We start from the raw sequence: 19,556 nt of genomic DNA on the forward strand, positions 1-19,556 counted from the left end.
TAGCGCATTTAAAGTTTATGATAAAACGGAATCCAGAGTAACTATTATTGATTGATTTTGTGATTTAGTCACGATGTATGTAGCAAGTAGTATGAGCTGACTAAATAAAGGAAGAGTGTTAATTGTAAAATTAACATATTGTTGAATTATCAAATTAATTAAAAATGCCTTTTTATCATAAATTAGGAAAAATTCCACACAAGCGACACATTCAGTTTCGTAAAGAAGACGGAAGTTTATATTACGAACAATTGTTTGGTACGATTGGTTTTGACGGGATGTCTACCAACAGTTACCATGAATACAGACCAACTATGGTCAAAGAAATCCGCAAACAATATTCGGTAGCACCCAAAGTAGCGAAGGAAAATAATATTCAATCGTATCGTTTTAGAGGATTTCAAGTACCGCCAGAAAATGACTATTTAAAAAGTAGAAAAGTAGTACTTACCAATTCTGATTGTAATATCATTTTAGCAGCTCCAAAAGAATCTACCAAAGAATATTTTTACAAGAATACCGATGCAGATGAGGTAATTTTTATCCATAAAGGAACTGGGAAATTACGTACGATGTTAGGGAACTTAGATTTTAAATACGGTGATTACTTAGTAATTCCTCGAGGAATTATATATAAATTAGATTTCGATACGGAGGATAACAGGTTGTTTATTGTAGAATCTTATCGTCCAGTATATACTCCTAAAAGATACCGTAACTGGTTTGGTCAATTACTAGAGCACTCGCCATTCTGTGAGCGTGATATCCGTAGACCAGAAGAGTTAGAAACCCATAACGAAAAAGGAGATTTCATTATCAATGTGAAAAAACAAAACGAAATTATTGAAATGGTATATGCAACCCATCCTTTTGATGTTGTTGGGTATGATGGATATAATTATCCGTATGCTTTTTCAATTCACGATTTTGAACCTATAACAGGGCGTATACATCAACCACCACCAGTACATCAAACTTTTGAAACAGATGCTTTTGTCATCTGTAGTTTTGTCCCAAGATTGTACGATTACCATCCACAAGCGATTCCCGCACCATACAACCACAGTAATATTGATTCTGACGAAGTACTGTACTATGTAGATGGAGATTTTATGAGTAGAAACGACATTGCACCAGGTCATATTTCACTACATCCGGCAGGTATTCCTCACGGACCACATCCTGGAGCTACTGAGAGAAGTATCGGTGAAACTGTAACTGAAGAACTAGCAGTAATGGTAGATACTTTTAAGCCGTTAAAAGTAACCGAAGAAGCGATGAAAATAGCAGACGAAGATTATTATAAATCTTGGTTAGAGTAGCTCAGCATACATATAAATATGACAATTTGAAAATGTGTCAATTCAATTTTCAAATTAACTAATTATCAAATTTTCAAAATAGAGAGAAATGTCAAAAGAAATAAAATCAGTAAACTACGGTTTAGAAAAAATATTTGAAGGAGCACAAGACTTCTTACCACTTTTAGGAACAGATTATGTTGAATTTTATGTAGGAAACGCAAAACAAGCAGCACATTTTTATAAAACAGCTTTTGGTTTCCAATCACATGCTTATAAAGGGTTGGAAACTGGTTCTAAAGAAGAAGTAAGTTATGTGTTAAAACAAGACAAAATCAAATTAGTTTTAACAACACCATTAAACAGTAAATCACCAATTAATGAGCATATTGTTAAACATGGTGACGGAGTTAAAGTAGTGGCACTTTGGGTTGAAGATGCAAGAAAAGCATATGAAGAAACGACTTCAAGAGGAGCGAAGTCATATATGGAGCCAACTGTTGAAACAGATGAGTACGGTGAGGTTGTAAGGGCAGGAATATACACGTATGGGGAAACAGTTCATATGTTTGTTGAGCGTAAAAACTATAACGGAACATTTTTGCCAGGATTCCAAAAATGGGAATCAGATTATAACCCACCAGCAGCAGGGTTAAAGTATATCGATCACATGGTAGGGAATGTTGGTTGGAATCAGATGGACGTTTGGGTAAAATGGTATGAAGATGTAATGGGATTTGAAAACTTCTTATCATTTGATGATAAGCAAATTCATACAGAATACTCAGCTTTAATGAGTAAAGTAATGTCTAATGGAAATGGAAGAATTAAATTTCCAATTAACGAGCCAGCTGAAGGGAAAAAGCGCTCTCAAATTGAAGAGTATTTAGATTTTTATGAAGGAGCAGGCGTACAACATATTGCAGTAGCAACTGATGATATTATAAAAACAGTAAGTCAATTAAAATCTCAAGGGGTAGAGTTTTTATCAACTCCACCAGAAGCATATTATCAAGCAGTTCCTGGAAGGTTAGAGGAATTTAGTCATGAGTTAAGAGAAGACATTGAAAAACTAAAGTCTTTAGGAATTATGATTGATGCCGATGAAGAAGGGTACTTATTGCAAATTTTTACAAAGCCAGTTGAAGATCGTCCTACATTATTCTTTGAAATCATTCAACGCATGGGAGCTCGAGGTTTTGGAGCAGGAAACTTTAAAGCATTATTCGAGTCAATAGAAAGAGAACAAGAATTAAGAGGAACGTTATAGACTAATAGATAATAGAAAAAAGAGAAAAGAAAATAGATGGTTTTACGGTCTATTTTCTCTTTTCTCTTTTCTTTTTTCTCAAACAAATGTAAAATGAGCAAAGAAGAAATATTAAAAGCAATAGAAGAAAAGTACGATAAATTAGGGGTTCCTGTTGAAGCAATGCTCGAAGGGCTGCTTTGGAGTGAGCCTATAACCTATTGGGATTATATTCAAACAGATGCCCTTTTAGGGTTGCAAATACCCCGAACTACATTACCAGATGAAATGGTATTTATCATGTATCATCAGGTAAATGAATTGTTGTTTAAAATGATTTTATGGGAAATTGAACAGGTGGCAAAATCATCAGAAATTTCTGCAGAAAAGTTTTCAAAACACTTAATGCGTATAAGCCGTTACTTTGATATGTTATGCAGCTCGTTTTCAGTTATGGGTGATGGAATGGATGTAGACCAATACTTAAAATTCCGTAATACACTAACTCCAGCAAGTGGATTTCAAAGCGCACAATATCGTAAAATTGAATTTGCTTCTACAGACCTTATTAATTTAATAGACGCTCGTTATAGAGATACAATTGATAGAAATTCGTCGTTTAAAAATGCTTATGATCACCTATACTGGCAGGCAGCAGGGAAAAACTACTCAACGGGACAAAAGACAACGCTTTTAAAGTTGTTTGAGAAAAAGTATATGGGTGATTTTATAGATTTTATGGAAGATTATAACGATTGTAATCTTTCCAAAAAATTCAAGCAATTGCCTGAAGAAGTTCAAGAAAATGAAGAGCTAATCAAGGCAATGCGTCATTATGATTATACAGTAAATGTAAAATGGGTAATGGCACATTACAATGCTGCAGGAAAATATTTGGGAGGAAGTGATGGAGATATAGAAGCTACAGGAGGAAGTAACTGGCGTAAGTACTTACATCCAAAATACCAAAGAAGAATTTTCTTTCCATATCTATGGAACGAAGAAGAATTGAAAAACTGGGGAACTTTTTAAACTCCCCCTAACAATAAAATAAAAGCTGTTTAATGTTCTGTTAACCAGCTTTTTTAAATTTTGGAATGGTAATTGTCTATCAATTTTCATAAGTTTGAACATTATGAGAAAAAAAATATTGTTTTTTACATTTTTAGTAGTTGTACAAAGTTTTTTTGCACAAAGTAAACCACAAGCCTATAAAAGTGGTGAATGGCTTCGTTTTGATATGAGTTATAGTGGCTTTTTAAAAGCAGGAACCGCTGTTTTGCAACTAAAAGAAAAGAATTTAAATAACCAAAAAGTATTGCATGCTATAGGAACAGGTAAAACAACAGGTGTAATTAGCTGGTTCTTTAAAGTTGATGATCGATATGAGAGTTATTTTGGAATAGATAAAGTAGAACCTTATTTGTTTAAAAGAAAAATAGATGAGGGAGGACATAAAAAGAACCGTCATATCACTTTTAATCATAACAAGAATACAGCATATGTGCAAGATTTTTTGAAGAAAAAAGACACATTGATATCTGTTAGATCTCCACAAGATATGATTTCTACGTTCTATTTTCTAAGAAGTCAAGATACTGAAAGTTTAAAAAAAGGACAAGAAATAAGGTTAGATATGTTTTTTGATGATAAAAGTTATCCATTTAAATTACGATTTTTGGGGTACGAAACAGTAAAAACCAAGTTTGGAAAGGTGAAAACACAAAAATTTAGGCCTTTGGTACAGGCAGGTAGAGTTTTTAAGGCAAAAGAAAGTGTTACTATTTGGATTACTGCAGATGATAATAAAATACCCGTAAAAATGAAAGCTTCTTTAGCTGTTGGTTCACTTCGTGCAGAATTAGATGCTTATAAGGGCTTAGCGAATCCTTTTGAAATAATAATAGACTAAAAACATGTTAGCTGTTTAAGATTTGTTAAAGTAGGAGAAAAAATAGTATTTATTTGTACTTTTGCGCATAAACTCAAATTTAAAGCAGCTTTTTTTTGAAAAAAATCATTTTCACACTCATTATTGTAAGCCTTTTCTTTTCTTGTAAAAAAGAAAAAAAGGTCGTCGTACAAGAACCTGTTAAGATAGAAAAGCCGAAGCCAATTATGGCTTACGGGTTTAATTTAGATAACTACAAGGTTATTAATGATACAATTAAGAGTGGAGAAAGTTTTGGGGTTATTATGGATAGACATCATGTGATGTATCCTAAGATTAATGAAATAGCAACCAAAATAAAAGATACTTTTGATGTTCGAAGAGTACGCTCTGGAAGAGCATATACAATTTTAGCTTCTAAAGACACTTTAGAACAAGCCCAAGTTTTTATTTATAAACATAATAAAGTGGAGTCGACTGTTATCAATTTTTCAGACTCCATAATTTCAGCGTATAAACACAGAAAAAAGATCAAAACGGTTGAAAAGGAAATAGCAGGTAAAATATATTCGAACTTATCAGTTACGATGGATAGTTTACAGTTAAAGCCAACATTAACAAATACGGTTGCAGATATTTATGCCTGGACATTGGATTTTTATCGTTTGCAAAAAGGAGACACATTTAAGTTGATTTTTGAAGAAAAGTTTATCAACGATACTACTTTTGTCGGATATGGCAAAGTTAAGGCGGCAATTTTTAAGCATAACGGAGAAGATTTGTATGCTTACAGATATGTAGCCGATTCGGTAAAAAAAATTCCTGAATATTATGATCAAGAAGGAAATATGTTACGAAGAGCATTTTTAAAGTCACCGATTAAATTTCAATATAGAATATCATCGCGTTATAATTTAAGAAGACGTATAAAGTTATACGGAAACAGAGTTAGAGCTCATAAAGGAACCGATTTTGCTGCTAGGTACGGAACTCCTATTATGACCACTGCAAGTGGAACCGTTGTAGAATCTGCAAGAAGAGGAGGGAATGGGAACTATGTAAAAGTAAAGCACAATAGTACTTATACAACACAGTATTTACATATGAAAAGGAGGAAAGTTAGGGTTGGCGAATATGTTAAGCAAGGAGATATTATAGGTTGGGTAGGTATGACGGGTAATACGAGTGGCCCTCATGTTTGTTACCGTTTTTGGAAAAATGGGCGACAAGTAGATCCGTTTCGTGAAAAACTGCCTTCTGCTGAGCCGTTGGATCCAAAAATAAAACCCGCATATTTAGAATATATAAAACCATTAAAAAGACAGTTAGACAGTATAACCTTACCGCAACCAGAACCCCTATCTTTCAAAGAAAAAGAAATCTTAGCTACGAATTAACTATGCCTTTACAAAATATAAATCCAACAGAAACCAATGCTTGGACAGATTTAACTAAACATTTTGAAGAAACGAAAGATTGTGAATTAAGAGAGTTGTTTCGTATCAGTAAAAGCAGAGAGAAAGAGTTTACAGTTTGCTTGGATGAATTGTTTGTGGATTACTCAAAAAATAGGATAACACAAGAAACAATTGACTTGTTGATTTCTTTAGCAGAAGAAGTTGAACTAAAAGATGCTATTGAAAAATATTTTTCAGGAGATAAAATTAATGTAACAGAGAATAGAGCGGTATTACATACTGCTTTAAGAAGTAGTACTGATATTCCTGTTTTTGTTGATGGAAAAGATATAAGACCTAAAATTAAAACAGCTTTACGAAAGATGAAGGCTTTTAGTAATAAGGTTATTTCAGGTAAGTGGAAAGGATATACGGGAAAATCAATTACAGATATTGTCAATATTGGTGTTGGCGGATCAGATTTAGGTCCTAAAATGGTTGTTGAAGCATTACAGTTTTACAAAAATAAGTTAAACACTCACTTTGTATCAAATATTGACGGAGATCATGTTTCTGAAATTTTAAAAAAGATAAACCCAGAAACAACCCTTTTTGTTATTGTTTCTAAAAGTTTTACAACCCAAGAAACTATTAACAACGCAAATACGATAAGAGATTGGTTTTTAAAATCAGCTACTGTTTTTGATGTTTCCAAACATTTTGTAGCAGTGTCGTCTAATATGAAAGCAGTTGATAATTTTGGAATCGACAAGAAGAATGTATTCCCAATGTGGGATTGGGTTGGAGGTCGATTCTCTCTTTGGTCAACCGTCGGTTTGTCAATTTCTTTATCCTTAGGGTTTGACAATTTTGAAGAATTGTTAAGAGGTGCTGAGAAAATGGACGAGCATTTTAAAACAGCTAATTTCAATGAAAATATACCCGTTATATTGGCTCTTTTAAGTATCTGGTATAATAATTTTTTTGGAGCTGAAACAGAAATGGTAATGCCTTACAGCGAATATTTAGAAAAACTTCCGACTTATTTACAACAGGCTGTGATGGAAAGCAATGGGAAAGATGTTGATAGGAATGGAAATCGAGTTGGTTATCAAACAGGAACCATTGTTTGGGGTGGGACAGGTGTGAATTCTCAGCATGCCTTTATGCAGTTATTGCATCACGGAACTAAATTAATACCAGTTGATTTTATTGGTTTCAAAGAACCGCTACATCATTTAGAAGATCATCATGAAAAATTGCTTGCAAATTATTCTGCGCAACAGGATGCATTAGCTTTCGGGAGAACAAAACAAGAAGCACATTTAGACTTAAAGACGAACAATCAATTAAATCAGATTAATAGTCTTTTACCGTATAAAATTTTTAAAGGGAACCACCCTAGTAATTCAATAGTTTTAAAAAAAATAACTCCCTATTCTCTGGGGATGCTTTTAGCGATGTATGAACATAAAATTTTTACCCAAGGAGTTATATGGAATATATTCTCATATGATCAGTTTGGTGTAGAATTAGGAAAAGAACTAGCTCAAAAAAAACTTAGAAACGATTAAATACTGCTCAATCGTATTTCTTTTTGGTTTTTTAACATATATATAGATTTTGTTAATAAGGGTGTTGAAAATTAAATCGCTGTTAATCAGTGTTTAGTGTGCATTTTTGTATATTACCTTGTCTTAATTTCTTGTTAAAACTTAACATTAAGTTAATATTAGCAATAGGTAAAAGCGGGATATTTGCACCTGCATTTAATAACAATTAGATTAAAAAATGAAAACATTTAAAAATGTATTACTTGTAGCTTTGTTCTTTGTAACAGCTACAGTTTTAGGTCAAACAAAAATTACTGGTACAGTAGTTGACGAAATGGGGGAACCATTACCAGGAGCTAACGTTGTAGTAAAAGGAACTACAAACGGATCTGCAACTGATTTTGATGGAAAATTCATACTAAACGCTAGTTCTAATTCAGGAGCAGTAGTAGTATCGTTTGTTGGTTATACCAACAAAGAAGTTTCTTTTTCTGGAGCTTCTGATTTAGGAACAATTGCTTTACAGCCATCTAATACTTTGGATGAAATTGTAATTATCGGTAAAGGGGTGATTGATTTAGCTGGAGGAAGAAAAACACCAGTAGCAGTTTCTACTATTAAAGCAGCTGAAATTCAGAAAAAAATTGGAACACAAGATGTTACGATGGCTTTGGTAAATACTCCTTCAATCTACGTTGCTGGTCAATCAGGAGGTTTTGGAGATTCAAGAATTTCTGTTCGTGGATTTGATCAAACAAATACCGCTTTCTTATTAAACGGACAACCAATTAACGGTATGGAAGATGGTAAAATGTATTGGTCTAACTGGTCAGGAGTTAATGATATTGCTTCTGCAATCCAAATTCAAAGAGGTTTAGGAGCTTCTAAATTAGCAATTTCTTCTGTAGGTGGTACAATGAATTTTGTAACAAAAACTACTGATAAAAAAGAAGGAGGATATTTTTATGCTGGTACAGCAAATGATAATTATTATAAGGTATCTGCTGTTTATAACACCGGTATGAGTGAAAGTGGATGGGGAACTAGTGTAATGCTTTCTCATTGGCAAGGTGATGGGTACTTTGATGGTACTAAAGGACAAGGACAAACTTATTTTATCTCTGTTGGATATAAACCAAATGAGAAACATAATTTTAACTTCTTACTTACAGGTGCACCACAATGGCATGACCAAAATTTCTCTAAAAGTATTCAAACATACTTAGATAAAGGGAAAAAATATAACAATAACTGGGGTACTTATAATGGGGAGTATATGACAGAAAGAAGAAATTTCTATCATAAACCAGTATTAAATTTAAACTGGGATTATAAAATCTCAGAAGTATCAAGTTTATCGACTGTTTTATATGCTTCATTCGGTCGTGGTGGTGGAACAGGAAATAGAGGGTCGAGAGAGAGAACTGCTGATGGGCTTATAGATTATGATGCAATTTATGCAAATAATGCTGCTGCTGGTGGAATAGGTATGTTTGGAAACGATACTTACATTACAAGATCTTCTGTAAATAACCATGCTTGGTATGGTTTAGTATCTAACTTTGAGCACGATATTAATGATAATTTAAAATTTAATATTGGAGCAGACATTAGAACTTATTATGGAACTCACTTTAGACAAGTAGCAGATTTCCATGGATTAAACTCTTGGACTGAGGATAGAGATTTAAAAGACAATACTCACACAAGAGTAGGTCCTACTGTAGCTGTTACAGCTACTGAAAGTTTTGGTACTAATCCTTGGTCTGCAATGTTTAATGCAGCTGGAGAAGACCAAAGAATTGATTACGATAGTAGTGAAAGAATTACTTATGGAGGAGTGTTTACTCAGCTTGAATATTCAAATGATAATATGTCTGCATTTTTCCAAGGAGCTATTTCTAATCAACAACACCAAAGATTTGATAGATATGACTATCTACCAGAATATGAAGATTCTAAAAAAGTAGATAACCTAGGTTATAATTTAAAAGCAGGACTTGGTTTTAAAACTTCTGAAAGAGGGTCTTTGTATTTCAACGGAGGTTATTATTCACGTCAACCATATCATGATAACATTTTTAATAGTTTTGATAATTCGATCAACCCAAGTTCTCAAAATGAAGATATCACTGGTTTAGAAATGGGATATAGCTTTAAGTCAGAATTCTTTAGTTATAATGTTAACCTTTATAATACAATATGGAAAAATAGAGTTGAGGCTGTTTCAATTTTTAATAGCGGAGTGCTTACTACAACAGAGAAAACAGGACAAAGCCAATACCATAAAGGAGTTGAGTTTGATTTTGTGGCAAAACCATTACAACAATTAGACCTTAGAGGTTTCCTTTCATTAGGTGATTGGACATACTCAGGATCAGTTGTTACAAGGACTTTAGATGAGGATAGAAATGTAACTGGAGCTAGTACAGTTGTAGACGTAGATGGAGGAAAAGTAGGTGATGCTGCTCAATTCACATTCGGTCTTGGTTTTGATTACTCTATTACAGATGATTTAAGTATAGATTCAGATTATAGATTCTATGATAAATTATATGCAAACGTTGGAGCAACTAAAGAAAACTTAGAACTTCCTTCATATGGTTTATTAGATGCTGGTATATCTTATAAATTAAGATTAGGAGAAGGATCTAAGTCTTTAGACTTCAGAGCAAACGTTAACAATGTTTTAGATACTGAATATATTTCAGAATTAAGAACTAACAATCCAGTTGGAGCTGGAACAACGAACACATACAAGGGTATTGATACTAGTAACCAAGGTTACTTTGGTATGGGAACTACTTGGAACTTCTCAGTTAGATATAACTTCTAATAATTTTAATTAGAAAAATAAATATAAAACCACCTCATATGAGGTGGTTTTTTTATGCATAAAATTCAGTATTTTTACACTAACTTAAAATGTATAAAATCATGATGAAAACTTTGCACTCTTATTGGGCATATATTGTATTAGCAGTTTTAATTTTTACTGTGGTAAATGCTATTATAGGATTAGTACAAAAAAAAGAATTCACCCATAAAGAGTTCCGTTTAGGGTTATTTACGTTAATTACAGCTCACATTCAATTATTAATAGGCTTAGGATGGTATTTTATGTCTCCTTGGTATAAAGCCTTAAAATCAAACGGAAGCGAGGTAATGGGAGAGTCAACGACACGTTTATTAGCGATTGAGCATCCATTAATGATGATTATTGCCATAGTATTAATAACCATAGGATGGTCAAAACATAAAAAACAAGTAAAAAGCGAAGCTAAGTTTAAAACCTTTGCCATCTTCTATGGATTGGCTTTATTGCTAATTCTCTCAAGAATTCCTTGGAGCAACTGGTTTTAAGATAAAATTATAGTCCCGCTTTCGCGGGATTTTCTATTTTTGCGGACTAGTAAAGTTTTAAAAATGAAATCGGTATGTTTTCTAAACGGTTTTTGCTCTTAAAAAAACAAAACTAGCAAACAACAAAACAACTAAATAGAATGAAGATCTTAAGTTATATTCTCTCATCAATCTTTGCATTGGTGTTTTTTTCTCTATTATTAATTTTCCATCCAGTACAATGGATTGGATTAAAATTTTTTGGTCAAGAAGGACACCAAAAAGTAGTAAATATCATGAATTGGTTTCTAATTAAATCGTTATTAATTTTAGGAATTCGAGTTCAATTTGAAAATAAACATAGCTTACCAGAAAATACCACTTTAATTTTTGTAGCAAATCATCAAAGTACATTTGATATTCCGCCAATTATTTGGTATCTTAGGAAGCACTACCCAAAGTTTGTATCCAAAAAAGAGCTAGGAAAAGGAATTCCTAGCATTTCTTTCAATTTAAAACATGGAGGAGCAGCTTTAATTGACAGGAAAGATCCTAAGCAAGCCTTATCTGAATTAGGTAAGTTCGCCAAACGAATTAATAAAAATAAATGGTCTGCGGCTATTTTTCCAGAAGGAACAAGAAGTAGAACAGGAAAACCAAAGACATTCTCTGTTAATGGGCTTAAAATGATTGCTAAATACAATCCAGATGCCTATGTGGTTCCGTTGTCAATAAACAACTCATGGAAAGTTTTTAAATACGGAAAATTCCCGTTAGGAATTGGAAGCCCAATAAAGATAAAAACGCACGAACCTATAAAGGTAAGTAGTTTACCATTTGATGAGTTAATAGCAAAAACTGAAGCAGCTGTAAAGTCTGCGATATACTAAACAAAAACAAACAACAATAAATATAAACCCTTAACTTAAATTATGTCATTACAAAACATTAGAAAAGAAGTAATGCAAACGCTGGAAAAAAACATTGACAGTTTTGTAGACAAATTCTTAATGCCAATAGAAAAAATTTGGCAACCAACTGATTTTTTACCCAACTCTCAAAAAGATACTTTTATTGATGAAGTGAAAGAAATTCAAGAAATTTCAAAAGAGCTTGACGATGATTTTTGGGTGGTTTTGGTAGGAGATACGATTACCGAAGAAGCTTTGCCAACCTATGAATCTTGGTTGTTAGATTTAGATGGAATAACACAGCAACCTGATAATGGTTGGGCAAAATGGATTCGTGCTTGGACCGCTGAAGAAAACCGTCATGGAGATGTATTAAATAAGTATTTATATCTTTCAGGAAGAGTAAACATGCGTGAGGTAGAAGTGTCTACACAGCATTTAATTGCTGACGGATTCGATATCGGTACTGCAACCGATCCGTATAAAAACTTTGTGTACACAAGTTTTCAAGAGCTAGCAACGTATATTTCGCACTTAAACGTAGCGAAAATAGCGAAGAAGAAAGGACACAAAGCTTTGGCAAAAATGTCTCGAATTATCGCTGGAGATGAAATGCGTCATCACTTAGCATATACTGAATTTGTAAAAGAAATCTTTAAGATTGATCCAAGTGAAATGATGTTAGCGTTTCAGCATATGATGAAACATAAAATTGTAATGCCAGCAATGCATTTAAGAGAATCTTTTGGAGAAAAAGGAAGTTTGTTTGATGATTTCTCAACAGTAGCGCAAAGAATAGGTGTTTATACTGGTTTTGATTATGTTGATATCGTAAGAAAATTAAACGAAGCTTGGGAAATTGATAAGATTACTAATTTAACACCAGAAGCAGAAAAAGCACGTGATTTCTTAATGAAATTACCAGATAGAATGTACCGAATCACCGAACGTATCGTAGTACCTGATACAAAGTTCAATTTTAAATGGATGATTCCTGCATAAAAATAAAAAAGCAACCAATTTGGTTGCTTTTTTATTGTAATATAAACGTGTCTTGATCATCCAAAAAGCGAAATCGATCACGGATTTTTGTTTGCTCTTGTTTGTTTAGTTTAACAATTAACGTTTCTTCACTCCCTAGGTTATTTTTAGCTAAACAATTTCCTAAAGTATCGTAGCATACGGTATTTCCTGTATACTCATACTTATTAGGGTCAACTCCTACTCTATTCACACCAGCGGTATAAGTCATGTTTTCAATAGCACGTGCTTTTAATAAGCTATCCCATGCTTCGATACGAGGTTTAGGCCAACTAGCTACATATAGCAATAAATCGTAATTTTCAGTATTTCTAGCCCATACAGGAAAACGTAAATCATAACAGATTAACGGGCAAATTTTCCATCCTCTATAGTCAACAATAATTTTTTCAGTTCCTGCAGAAAATACTTCATGCTCACCTGCTAGCGTAAAGGTGTGTTTCTTATTATATGAATCTATTTTCCCAGAAGGATGTACAAATAACAAACGATTGTAAAAACGATCATTTTCACGAATAACAATACTACCTGTAATGGCTGTGGCTTTTTTTTGAGCCAAATCTTGTAACCATTGTACCGTTTCACCTTCTATAGTTTCAGCAACTGCTGAAGCATTCATGGTAAATCCTGTAGTAAACATTTCAGGCAAAACGATTAAATCAATTTCATCTAATAAACCATTGATTTTTTTTTCAAATTTTTTTCTGTTTGCTGTAGGATTTTCCCAAATTAAATCCGATTGAATCAAAGCTACTCTTAAGTGATTCGTTGTGTTCATGAATATAGGCTATTTGTACTCTCAAAAATAGGATAAAAATTGTACTTTCGATTCAAGCTAAAACCATTTTAAAAAAATGCAGTCTTTTATCTCAGAAACGTTAGATACTATTTTACAAAACACCAAATCGTTTGAAAATGTTGTGTTTGTATTGCCTTCACAAAGGGCGGGAGTTTTTGTAAAAGAAACGTTTAAAAAGAATTTTTCGACGACGCTTAAAAAGGCAGGTTTTTTACCAGAGATTATTAATATTGGTGATTTTGTTGAAGAAATTTCTGAAATGAAAAAGATTGATGCAGTTCAGCTCCTTTTCCATTTTTATACCATTTACAAAGAACAAGAAGAGAACCCAGATTCGTTTGATGTGTTTTCTTCGTGGGCATTTACGCTTTTACAAGATTTTAATGAGATTGACCAACACTTAATTAACTCACGAGAGATTTTTGTGTATTTACGAGATATACATCGTTTACGAAAATGGTCGGTAAAAGGAGCGTTTAAAGAAACCGAATTGATGAAAGATCACTTTTCTTTTATGGAAAAGTTGAATAAATATTACGATGCTTTTTATCAGTTTTTGGTTGAAAATAATATTGGATACCAAGGAGTTTTATATCGAGAATCAACTAAAAAAGTAGCAGATTTCATCCGTAGAAATCAACAGAAAAAATACTTTTTTATAGGGTTCAATGCGTTAAATGCCGCAGAAGAATTGTTGTTTGAACAATTTTTGTTGCATGGAAATGCAGAAGCCTATTGGGATATTGACAAAACGTTTTATGAAAGTCAACACCAAGCAGGAAGCTTTTTAAGAAAATATAAAACTCGATGGAAATATTATCAGCAGCATTCAATTCAAACGGTTAAAGATTTCTTTTCAGAAAGGAAACATATTGAAGTAATTGGAGCGTCTAAAAACATCACGCAGATAAAATATGCAGGAGAGATTTTAGAAAAGCTACCTAATTATAACAACACAGCGTTGGTTTTAGCGGATGAAACACTATTGCCTATTACGTTGAATTCGTTGCCTGCGACTGTAAATGCTATTAATATTACAATGGGATATCCGCTAAAAGATATTCCTACAACGAGTTTAATATTTGCTATTTTTCAATTATTTCTACATCAAGAAAAGTTAGAAAAGAAAGAAAGCAACTTTTTTTACCATAAAGATGTAGTTCGCTTGGTAAAAGATGCTGCTATATATCAACTATTACAGTTAGATGAGTATACTAATGTAGCAGATGTGCTTTCAGAAACAGTAGCCGAAGAGAACAATACTTTTATCAGTCCAGAAGAAATCATAACATTTCTTTCTCCTGTTGAGGAGGGTATTAAAGAAAAAATTGTCACTATTTTCAATCCGTTTGTATCAATTAGTGAATTTTTAAACAGAATAATTGAGCTGATTAATTTGCTAAAAGAGAATGCGAATGAATTGGAAAAAGAATATTTATTCCGTTTCTACACCGCATTTACTCAGTTGCAAAACCTGCATAATGAATTTGGATATGTACAAGATTTAAAAACCTTGCATCAATTTTTTAGACAATTAATACAGTCGGAAAGTTTATCATTTCAAGGAGAACCCTTACAAGGGTTACAGTTAATGGGAGTATTGGAAACTCGTGTGCTAGATTTTGAAAATGTAATCATCACTTCAGTGAATGAAGGAGTCTTACCAGGAAATCATCAACAAAACACCTTTATTCCGTTTGATGTAAAAATAGAATTTGGTTTACCTACGTACAGAGAAAAAGATGCACTGTTCTCCTACCACTTTTTTAGATTGTTACAACGTGCCAAAAACATTTACATTTTATACAATACCGAACACGATGTGTTTGGAAGTGGAGAAAAAAGTCGTTTTGTAACGCAGCTAGCAATGATGCGAGATGATATTACTGAAAAGATTATCAGTCCGAAAGTAGTAACATCACCTGTGCAGTTAAAAGAAATTCAAAAAGATAAAAAAGTACTAGAACGTTTACAAGAATTAGCTCAAAAAGGAATTTCTCCATCGGCATTGACCAATTACTTGTACAATCCGATTGCTTTTTACAAGCAGAAAATTTTAAAAATTAATGAACTAGACGATGTTGAAGAAACGGTTGCTGCAAATACTATGGGAACTGTTGTGCATGATACCTTGGAAGCATTATATAAACCTTTTGAAGGTAAATTTCTGCAAGTAGAAGATGTTGAAAATATGCAGAAAAAAATCAAAGAACTCGTAAGTTTTTATTTTTCAAAACACTTTAAAAACGGAGATGTAACCACAGGGAAGAACCGGTTAATTTTTGAAGTGGCTAATCGTTTTGTAGAGAATTTTCTGTCGAAGGAAAAACAATTGCTGAAGGGTGAGAATAACCAGCTAAAAATAATTGCTACAGAGCAAGAGTTGTCTTCAGAAATAAGAGTTGAAGGAATTAATTTTCCGATAAAAATAAAGGGAATTGTCGACCGAATTGATGAGCTCAACGGTGTTACTCGAATTATCGATTATAAAACAGGAATGGTTGATAGTACTAATTTAAAGGTACTCGACTTTGAAGTGATACGCGATTTAAAATACCACAAAGCGATTCAGGTAATGTTGTATGCTTTTTTATATACTCAAGACACACAATTTAATTTTGATAAACCGCTTGAAGCAGGAATTATCTCATTTAAAAACCTAAAAAGTGGTTTTTTACAGATGAATTTCTCATCTAATTATCGAAAACCTGATAATGCGATTACAGAAGAAAAATTAGAGGAGTTTATGACCGAAATCAAAACAGTGTTAACAGAGCTATACAATCCTGCACTCAGCTTTGTAGAAGCTACTAATTTACCCTATTAAATAGCTAAATAAACAATTTCCCAATCTTGGTTGTTACTCGTATAGGTTTTTAAAGTTTTAAAACCAATGGCTTTATGCGCATTGACAGATCGAGTATTCTCCTCATCAATTTCTGTGATAATAGAGTTGTATATTCCAGAGAATTCTTCTTTCATTGTTGCATACAAACCTCTAAAAACTCCCTTTCCTCTGTAATGTTTGTCTATACAAACTTGCCCCATTAAAATATAAGGTTTACTACCCTCTGAAGTTGTATCTATTTCATCAAACATAGGAATGAGGATAGGAATGTCATTTCTGAAAATTTTAGACATTGACAAGGCATAACCCACAACAATCCCATTACTTTTTGCAATGATATGAGGGTGTACATCGTTCATTTTTTGTAACAATTCTAAGTTATGACGAACCGTAACAAACCCTTGTTCTTTTTTATCTGCTTCCGATAATTTTTCGGGTAAGTTTTGTTGTTGCAGCTTTAGTATTTGAAGCAATTCTGTTGGGTTGGTTGCAGTAGTGAACTCAATCATAATTTTAAAAAAATAGTGGAGCATATCGGAGTCGAACCGATGACCTTTTGACTGCCAGTCAAACGCTCTAGCCAACTGAGCTAATGCCCCAATAAAGATTGTTATGCATTTACATTATTAGAAATGACTTCATGCCAAATATAGTATTTTAAACCTGAGTTCAATTTATTTTTTGATAAATAATGTCAGTTCGAGTATCGACCATTGGGAGATGTATCGAGAACTAATAGCCCCATACATCTCGATACATTTTTCTTTCTTTAAGTCAGAAAAATTACTCGATGTGACAATTAGTTTCAAAATATCCTTTAATTAAAAGTATTAAAGTTTTAAGGATGCGCATTCACCCAAACCTCACCATCTTCAAAAAATTCTTTTTTCCAAATAGGAACTGTTTCTTTTAAGGTGTCAATGGCGTGCTGACATGCTTCAAAAGCGGCTTTTCTGTGTGGAGAGGAAACGGTAATAATTACAGGAATATCACCAATCGTTAACAAACCTTCTGCGTGATGAATGGCAATCTTTTTTACTCTAAATTTTTCCAAAGCAGTATCCGCAATTTTTTGCATTTCTTTAATTGCCATGGGCTTGTAGGTAGAAAAATCTAGTTGAGTTACTTCCTTGTTTTGAGTAGCATTTCTTACAGTACCTACAAAAACAGCAATTCCACCACAGGAAGGATCGGCTACAAAATCGTAACATTCTTGTAAATTAAGTTTTTCTGAAGTTATTTTTATAGATGTTGTGTTCATATTAGTATGCAAGTTTAACAAAGATATAAGATTGAAAGCTTAAAAAGAATAGAAACCAATCAGATTTAAATAATTATTTTTGTTAGCTGAAACAGAATACAACTTAAAATGAAAACATTGAACGATTTCAATTTCGAAAATAAAAAAGCATTAATTCGTGTAGATTTTAACGTACCTCTAAACGATAGTTTTGAAGTAACAGATGATACGAGAATTCAAGCAGCAAAACCAACGATTATAAAAATATTAGAAGATGGAGGTAGCTGTGTGTTAATGTCGCATTTAGGGCGCCCGAAAGGTAAAGAAGATCAGTTTTCGTTACGTCATATTGTTAGCAAAGTAACAGAAGTGTTAGGTGTACAAGTGAAGTTTGTTGATGATTGTATTGGTTCAGCGGTTAAAGAAGTGGTAGCTAATTTAAAAAGTGGAGAGATTTTATTACTAGAAAACTTACGTTTTTATCCAGAAGAAAAAGAAGGAGATGTTGTTTTTGCTGAACAATTATCTAAATGGGGTGATGTATATGTAAATGATGCTTTTGGTACTGCACATAGAGCACATGCTTCTACTGCGATTATAGCACAGTTTTTTTCAGAAAATAAATGCTTCGGAAATTTATTAGCAACAGAGATTGAAAGCATTGATAAAGTATTAAACAACTCAGAAAAACCAGTAACCGCTATTTTAGGAGGCGCAAAAGTATCGTCTAAAATTGGTGTAATAGAAAATATTATTGAGAAAGTAGATCACATTATTGTGGGGGGTGGTATGACGTTTACGTTTATCAAAGCTTTAGGAGGAAAAATTGGAAATTCACTAGTTGAAGAGGATAAATTAGCCTTAGCCTTAGAAATTTTAGCGAAAGCAAAAGAAAACAATACAGAAATTCATTTACCAGTAGATGCTGTTATTGCAGATGCTTTTTCAAACGATGCCAATACGCAAGTAGTAGACACAAATGAAATTCCTGATGGATGGATGGGGTTAGATTGTGGCCCTAAAACGGTTGAAAAATTTGCTGAAGTTATTGCAACGTCTAAAACGATTTTATGGAATGGTCCTTTAGGGGTTTTCGAAATGGAAAAGTTTGCACAAGGAACCATTGGTTTAGGAAATGCTATTGAAGAAGCAACTAAAAATGGAGCCTTCTCGTTAGTTGGAGGAGGAGATTCAGTTGCTGCGGTAAAACAATTCGGATTTGCAGATAAAGTGAGTTATGTATCTACAGGTGGAGGAGCGATGTTAGAAATGTTAGAAGGACGTACCTTACCTGGTATTGAAGCAATTTTAAAATAAGAAAATTGCTAGTAGAAAAAGAAAATAGAATGAAATATTGGTTTTATAACGATAATGATTTTATTGTTGTTACAGAAGGGTCTCTTTATGTAGGGAAAATCAAAAAACGTATAAAGTCTGAACTGATTTCAGGTTTTGAAAAAGGAGATATTCCAGAAGATGTTTTTAGTATTCCTTTCTCATATATTAAAAGTATAGAAAATCCAGAAGAATCAAGTACGATAACTATTTTTTATGGAGGCAATTCTGAAGAGGAAATCATTATAAATAATAAAGAGGTTAAGAATCAGATTTTTCTTTATTTAAGAGAAAAGTTATCTAACTTTAGTTATTCTAAAGAGAAACCAAAAATAATTAAGTATATAAAGCCTCAAATTTTTGCCATATTATTTTCCACAGGAATATTTTTATGGATATTCTATTTAGCGAGAGAAATTGAGAAAGGTTATCAGTACGAGATTGTAGGAGGTAGACAAGGCTTAAGCGGATTGGTTTTAGGGCTAGCTCAATTTGGAACTATTAAGGTTTTATTGGGGTACTTTTTAGTTCTGTCAATAGCAATAATAGCATTAACAAGAAAATTAAAGAAAAGAACCTTGACTGAGTTTTTAATAAGGTAAAAACCTTTTAAATGATTATTTAATCCCGCTTACTGCGGGATTTCTTT

At 32.8% G+C, this 19,556-nt stretch carries 16 protein-coding genes and 1 tRNA gene; 13 read left to right on the forward strand and 4 right to left on the reverse strand.

The window, feature by feature from the left end:
- The first annotated feature begins 164 nt into the window (after positions 1-164).
- The 10 genes from ACN0WY_RS00820 (at position 165) to ACN0WY_RS00865 (ending at position 12,646) form a co-directional block, all read left to right on the forward strand.
- Positions 165-1,322, forward strand: a complete 1,158-nt coding sequence (locus ACN0WY_RS00820; RefSeq protein ID WP_330488913.1) for a homogentisate 1,2-dioxygenase — start codon at positions 165-167, stop codon at positions 1,320-1,322.
- Between the two features lie 88 nt (positions 1,323-1,410).
- Positions 1,411-2,571 (forward strand): 4-hydroxyphenylpyruvate dioxygenase, encoded by a 1,161-nt coding sequence (gene hppD / locus ACN0WY_RS00825; RefSeq protein ID WP_330488914.1) that lies wholly within the window; start codon positions 1,411-1,413, stop codon positions 2,569-2,571.
- A gap of 93 nt (positions 2,572-2,664) precedes the next feature.
- The gene (locus ACN0WY_RS00830; protein WP_330488915.1) at positions 2,665-3,582 is read left to right on the forward strand and encodes a tryptophan 2,3-dioxygenase family protein; all 918 of its coding nucleotides are present in this window, start codon (positions 2,665-2,667) and stop codon (positions 3,580-3,582) included.
- Positions 3,583-3,685: 103 nt separating this feature from the next.
- Positions 3,686-4,462, forward strand: a complete 777-nt coding sequence (locus tag ACN0WY_RS00835) for a DUF3108 domain-containing protein (RefSeq protein ID WP_417799243.1) — start codon at positions 3,686-3,688, stop codon at positions 4,460-4,462.
- A gap of 95 nt (positions 4,463-4,557) precedes the next feature.
- Entirely contained in the window at positions 4,558-5,838 is a 1,281-nt protein-coding gene (locus ACN0WY_RS00840) for a peptidoglycan DD-metalloendopeptidase family protein (RefSeq protein ID WP_330488917.1), read from the forward strand.
- A 2-nt stretch (positions 5,839-5,840) separates the two neighbouring features.
- The gene (gene pgi / locus ACN0WY_RS00845) at positions 5,841-7,412 is read left to right on the forward strand and encodes a glucose-6-phosphate isomerase (RefSeq protein WP_417799244.1); all 1,572 of its coding nucleotides are present in this window, start codon (positions 5,841-5,843) and stop codon (positions 7,410-7,412) included.
- 217 nt (positions 7,413-7,629) lie between these two features.
- Positions 7,630-10,227, forward strand: coding sequence for a TonB-dependent receptor (locus tag ACN0WY_RS00850; protein ID WP_417799245.1), 2,598 nt, complete (start codon positions 7,630-7,632; stop codon positions 10,225-10,227).
- Between the two features lie 104 nt (positions 10,228-10,331).
- Positions 10,332-10,754, forward strand: coding sequence for a hypothetical protein (locus ACN0WY_RS00855; protein WP_330489003.1), 423 nt, complete (start codon positions 10,332-10,334; stop codon positions 10,752-10,754).
- Positions 10,755-10,894: 140 nt separating this feature from the next.
- Complete coding sequence (locus tag ACN0WY_RS00860) at positions 10,895-11,623, forward strand: lysophospholipid acyltransferase family protein (protein ID WP_417799246.1); 729 nt, start codon at positions 10,895-10,897, stop codon at positions 11,621-11,623.
- A 42-nt stretch (positions 11,624-11,665) separates the two neighbouring features.
- Positions 11,666-12,646: an acyl-ACP desaturase gene (locus tag ACN0WY_RS00865; RefSeq protein WP_417799247.1), complete on the forward strand. Its 981-nt coding sequence runs from the start codon at positions 11,666-11,668 to the stop codon at positions 12,644-12,646.
- Positions 12,647-12,677: 31 nt separating this feature from the next.
- Here the strand turns inward: ACN0WY_RS00865 and ACN0WY_RS00870 are convergent, their stop codons facing one another.
- On the reverse strand, positions 12,678-13,463 hold the full coding sequence (locus tag ACN0WY_RS00870; RefSeq protein ID WP_417799248.1) for an amidohydrolase: 786 nt from the start codon (positions 13,461-13,463) through the stop codon (positions 12,678-12,680).
- A 76-nt stretch (positions 13,464-13,539) separates the two neighbouring features.
- Between ACN0WY_RS00870 and ACN0WY_RS00875 the strand changes: the two genes are divergently transcribed.
- Entirely contained in the window at positions 13,540-16,311 is a 2,772-nt protein-coding gene (locus tag ACN0WY_RS00875) for a PD-(D/E)XK nuclease family protein (protein WP_417799249.1), read from the forward strand.
- Here ACN0WY_RS00875 and ACN0WY_RS00880 read toward each other — a convergent pair.
- The 3 genes from ACN0WY_RS00880 to ACN0WY_RS00890 all read right to left on the reverse strand — a co-directional run bounded on the left by ACN0WY_RS00880 (position 16,308) and on the right by ACN0WY_RS00890 (position 17,593).
- On the reverse strand, positions 16,308-16,841 hold the full coding sequence (locus ACN0WY_RS00880; protein WP_417799250.1) for a GNAT family N-acetyltransferase: 534 nt from the start codon (positions 16,839-16,841) through the stop codon (positions 16,308-16,310). The two genes, ACN0WY_RS00875 and ACN0WY_RS00880, sit on opposite strands and share 4 nt — an antisense overlap.
- Positions 16,842-16,857: 16 nt before the next feature.
- Positions 16,858-16,931, reverse strand: a tRNA-Ala gene (locus tag ACN0WY_RS00885).
- Positions 16,932-17,170: 239 nt separating this feature from the next.
- On the reverse strand, positions 17,171-17,593 hold the full coding sequence (locus tag ACN0WY_RS00890; RefSeq protein WP_417799251.1) for a molybdenum cofactor biosynthesis protein MoaE: 423 nt from the start codon (positions 17,591-17,593) through the stop codon (positions 17,171-17,173).
- A 108-nt stretch (positions 17,594-17,701) separates the two neighbouring features.
- Here ACN0WY_RS00890 and ACN0WY_RS00895 point away from each other — a divergent pair, with 108 nt between their 5' ends.
- Together ACN0WY_RS00895 and ACN0WY_RS00900 are read left to right on the forward strand one after the other, a co-directional pair.
- Positions 17,702-18,889 carry a phosphoglycerate kinase gene (locus ACN0WY_RS00895; RefSeq protein WP_417799252.1) on the forward strand — a complete coding sequence of 396 codons (1,188 nt, stop codon included), beginning with the start codon at positions 17,702-17,704 and terminating at the stop codon, positions 18,887-18,889.
- A gap of 29 nt (positions 18,890-18,918) precedes the next feature.
- Positions 18,919-19,509: a hypothetical protein gene (locus ACN0WY_RS00900; RefSeq protein WP_417799253.1), complete on the forward strand. Its 591-nt coding sequence runs from the start codon at positions 18,919-18,921 to the stop codon at positions 19,507-19,509.
- Positions 19,510-19,556 lie beyond the last annotated feature (47 nt).

The organism is Tenacibaculum sp. (genome assembly GCF_048269885.1).
GTDB lineage: Bacteria > Bacteroidota > Bacteroidia > Flavobacteriales > Flavobacteriaceae > Polaribacter.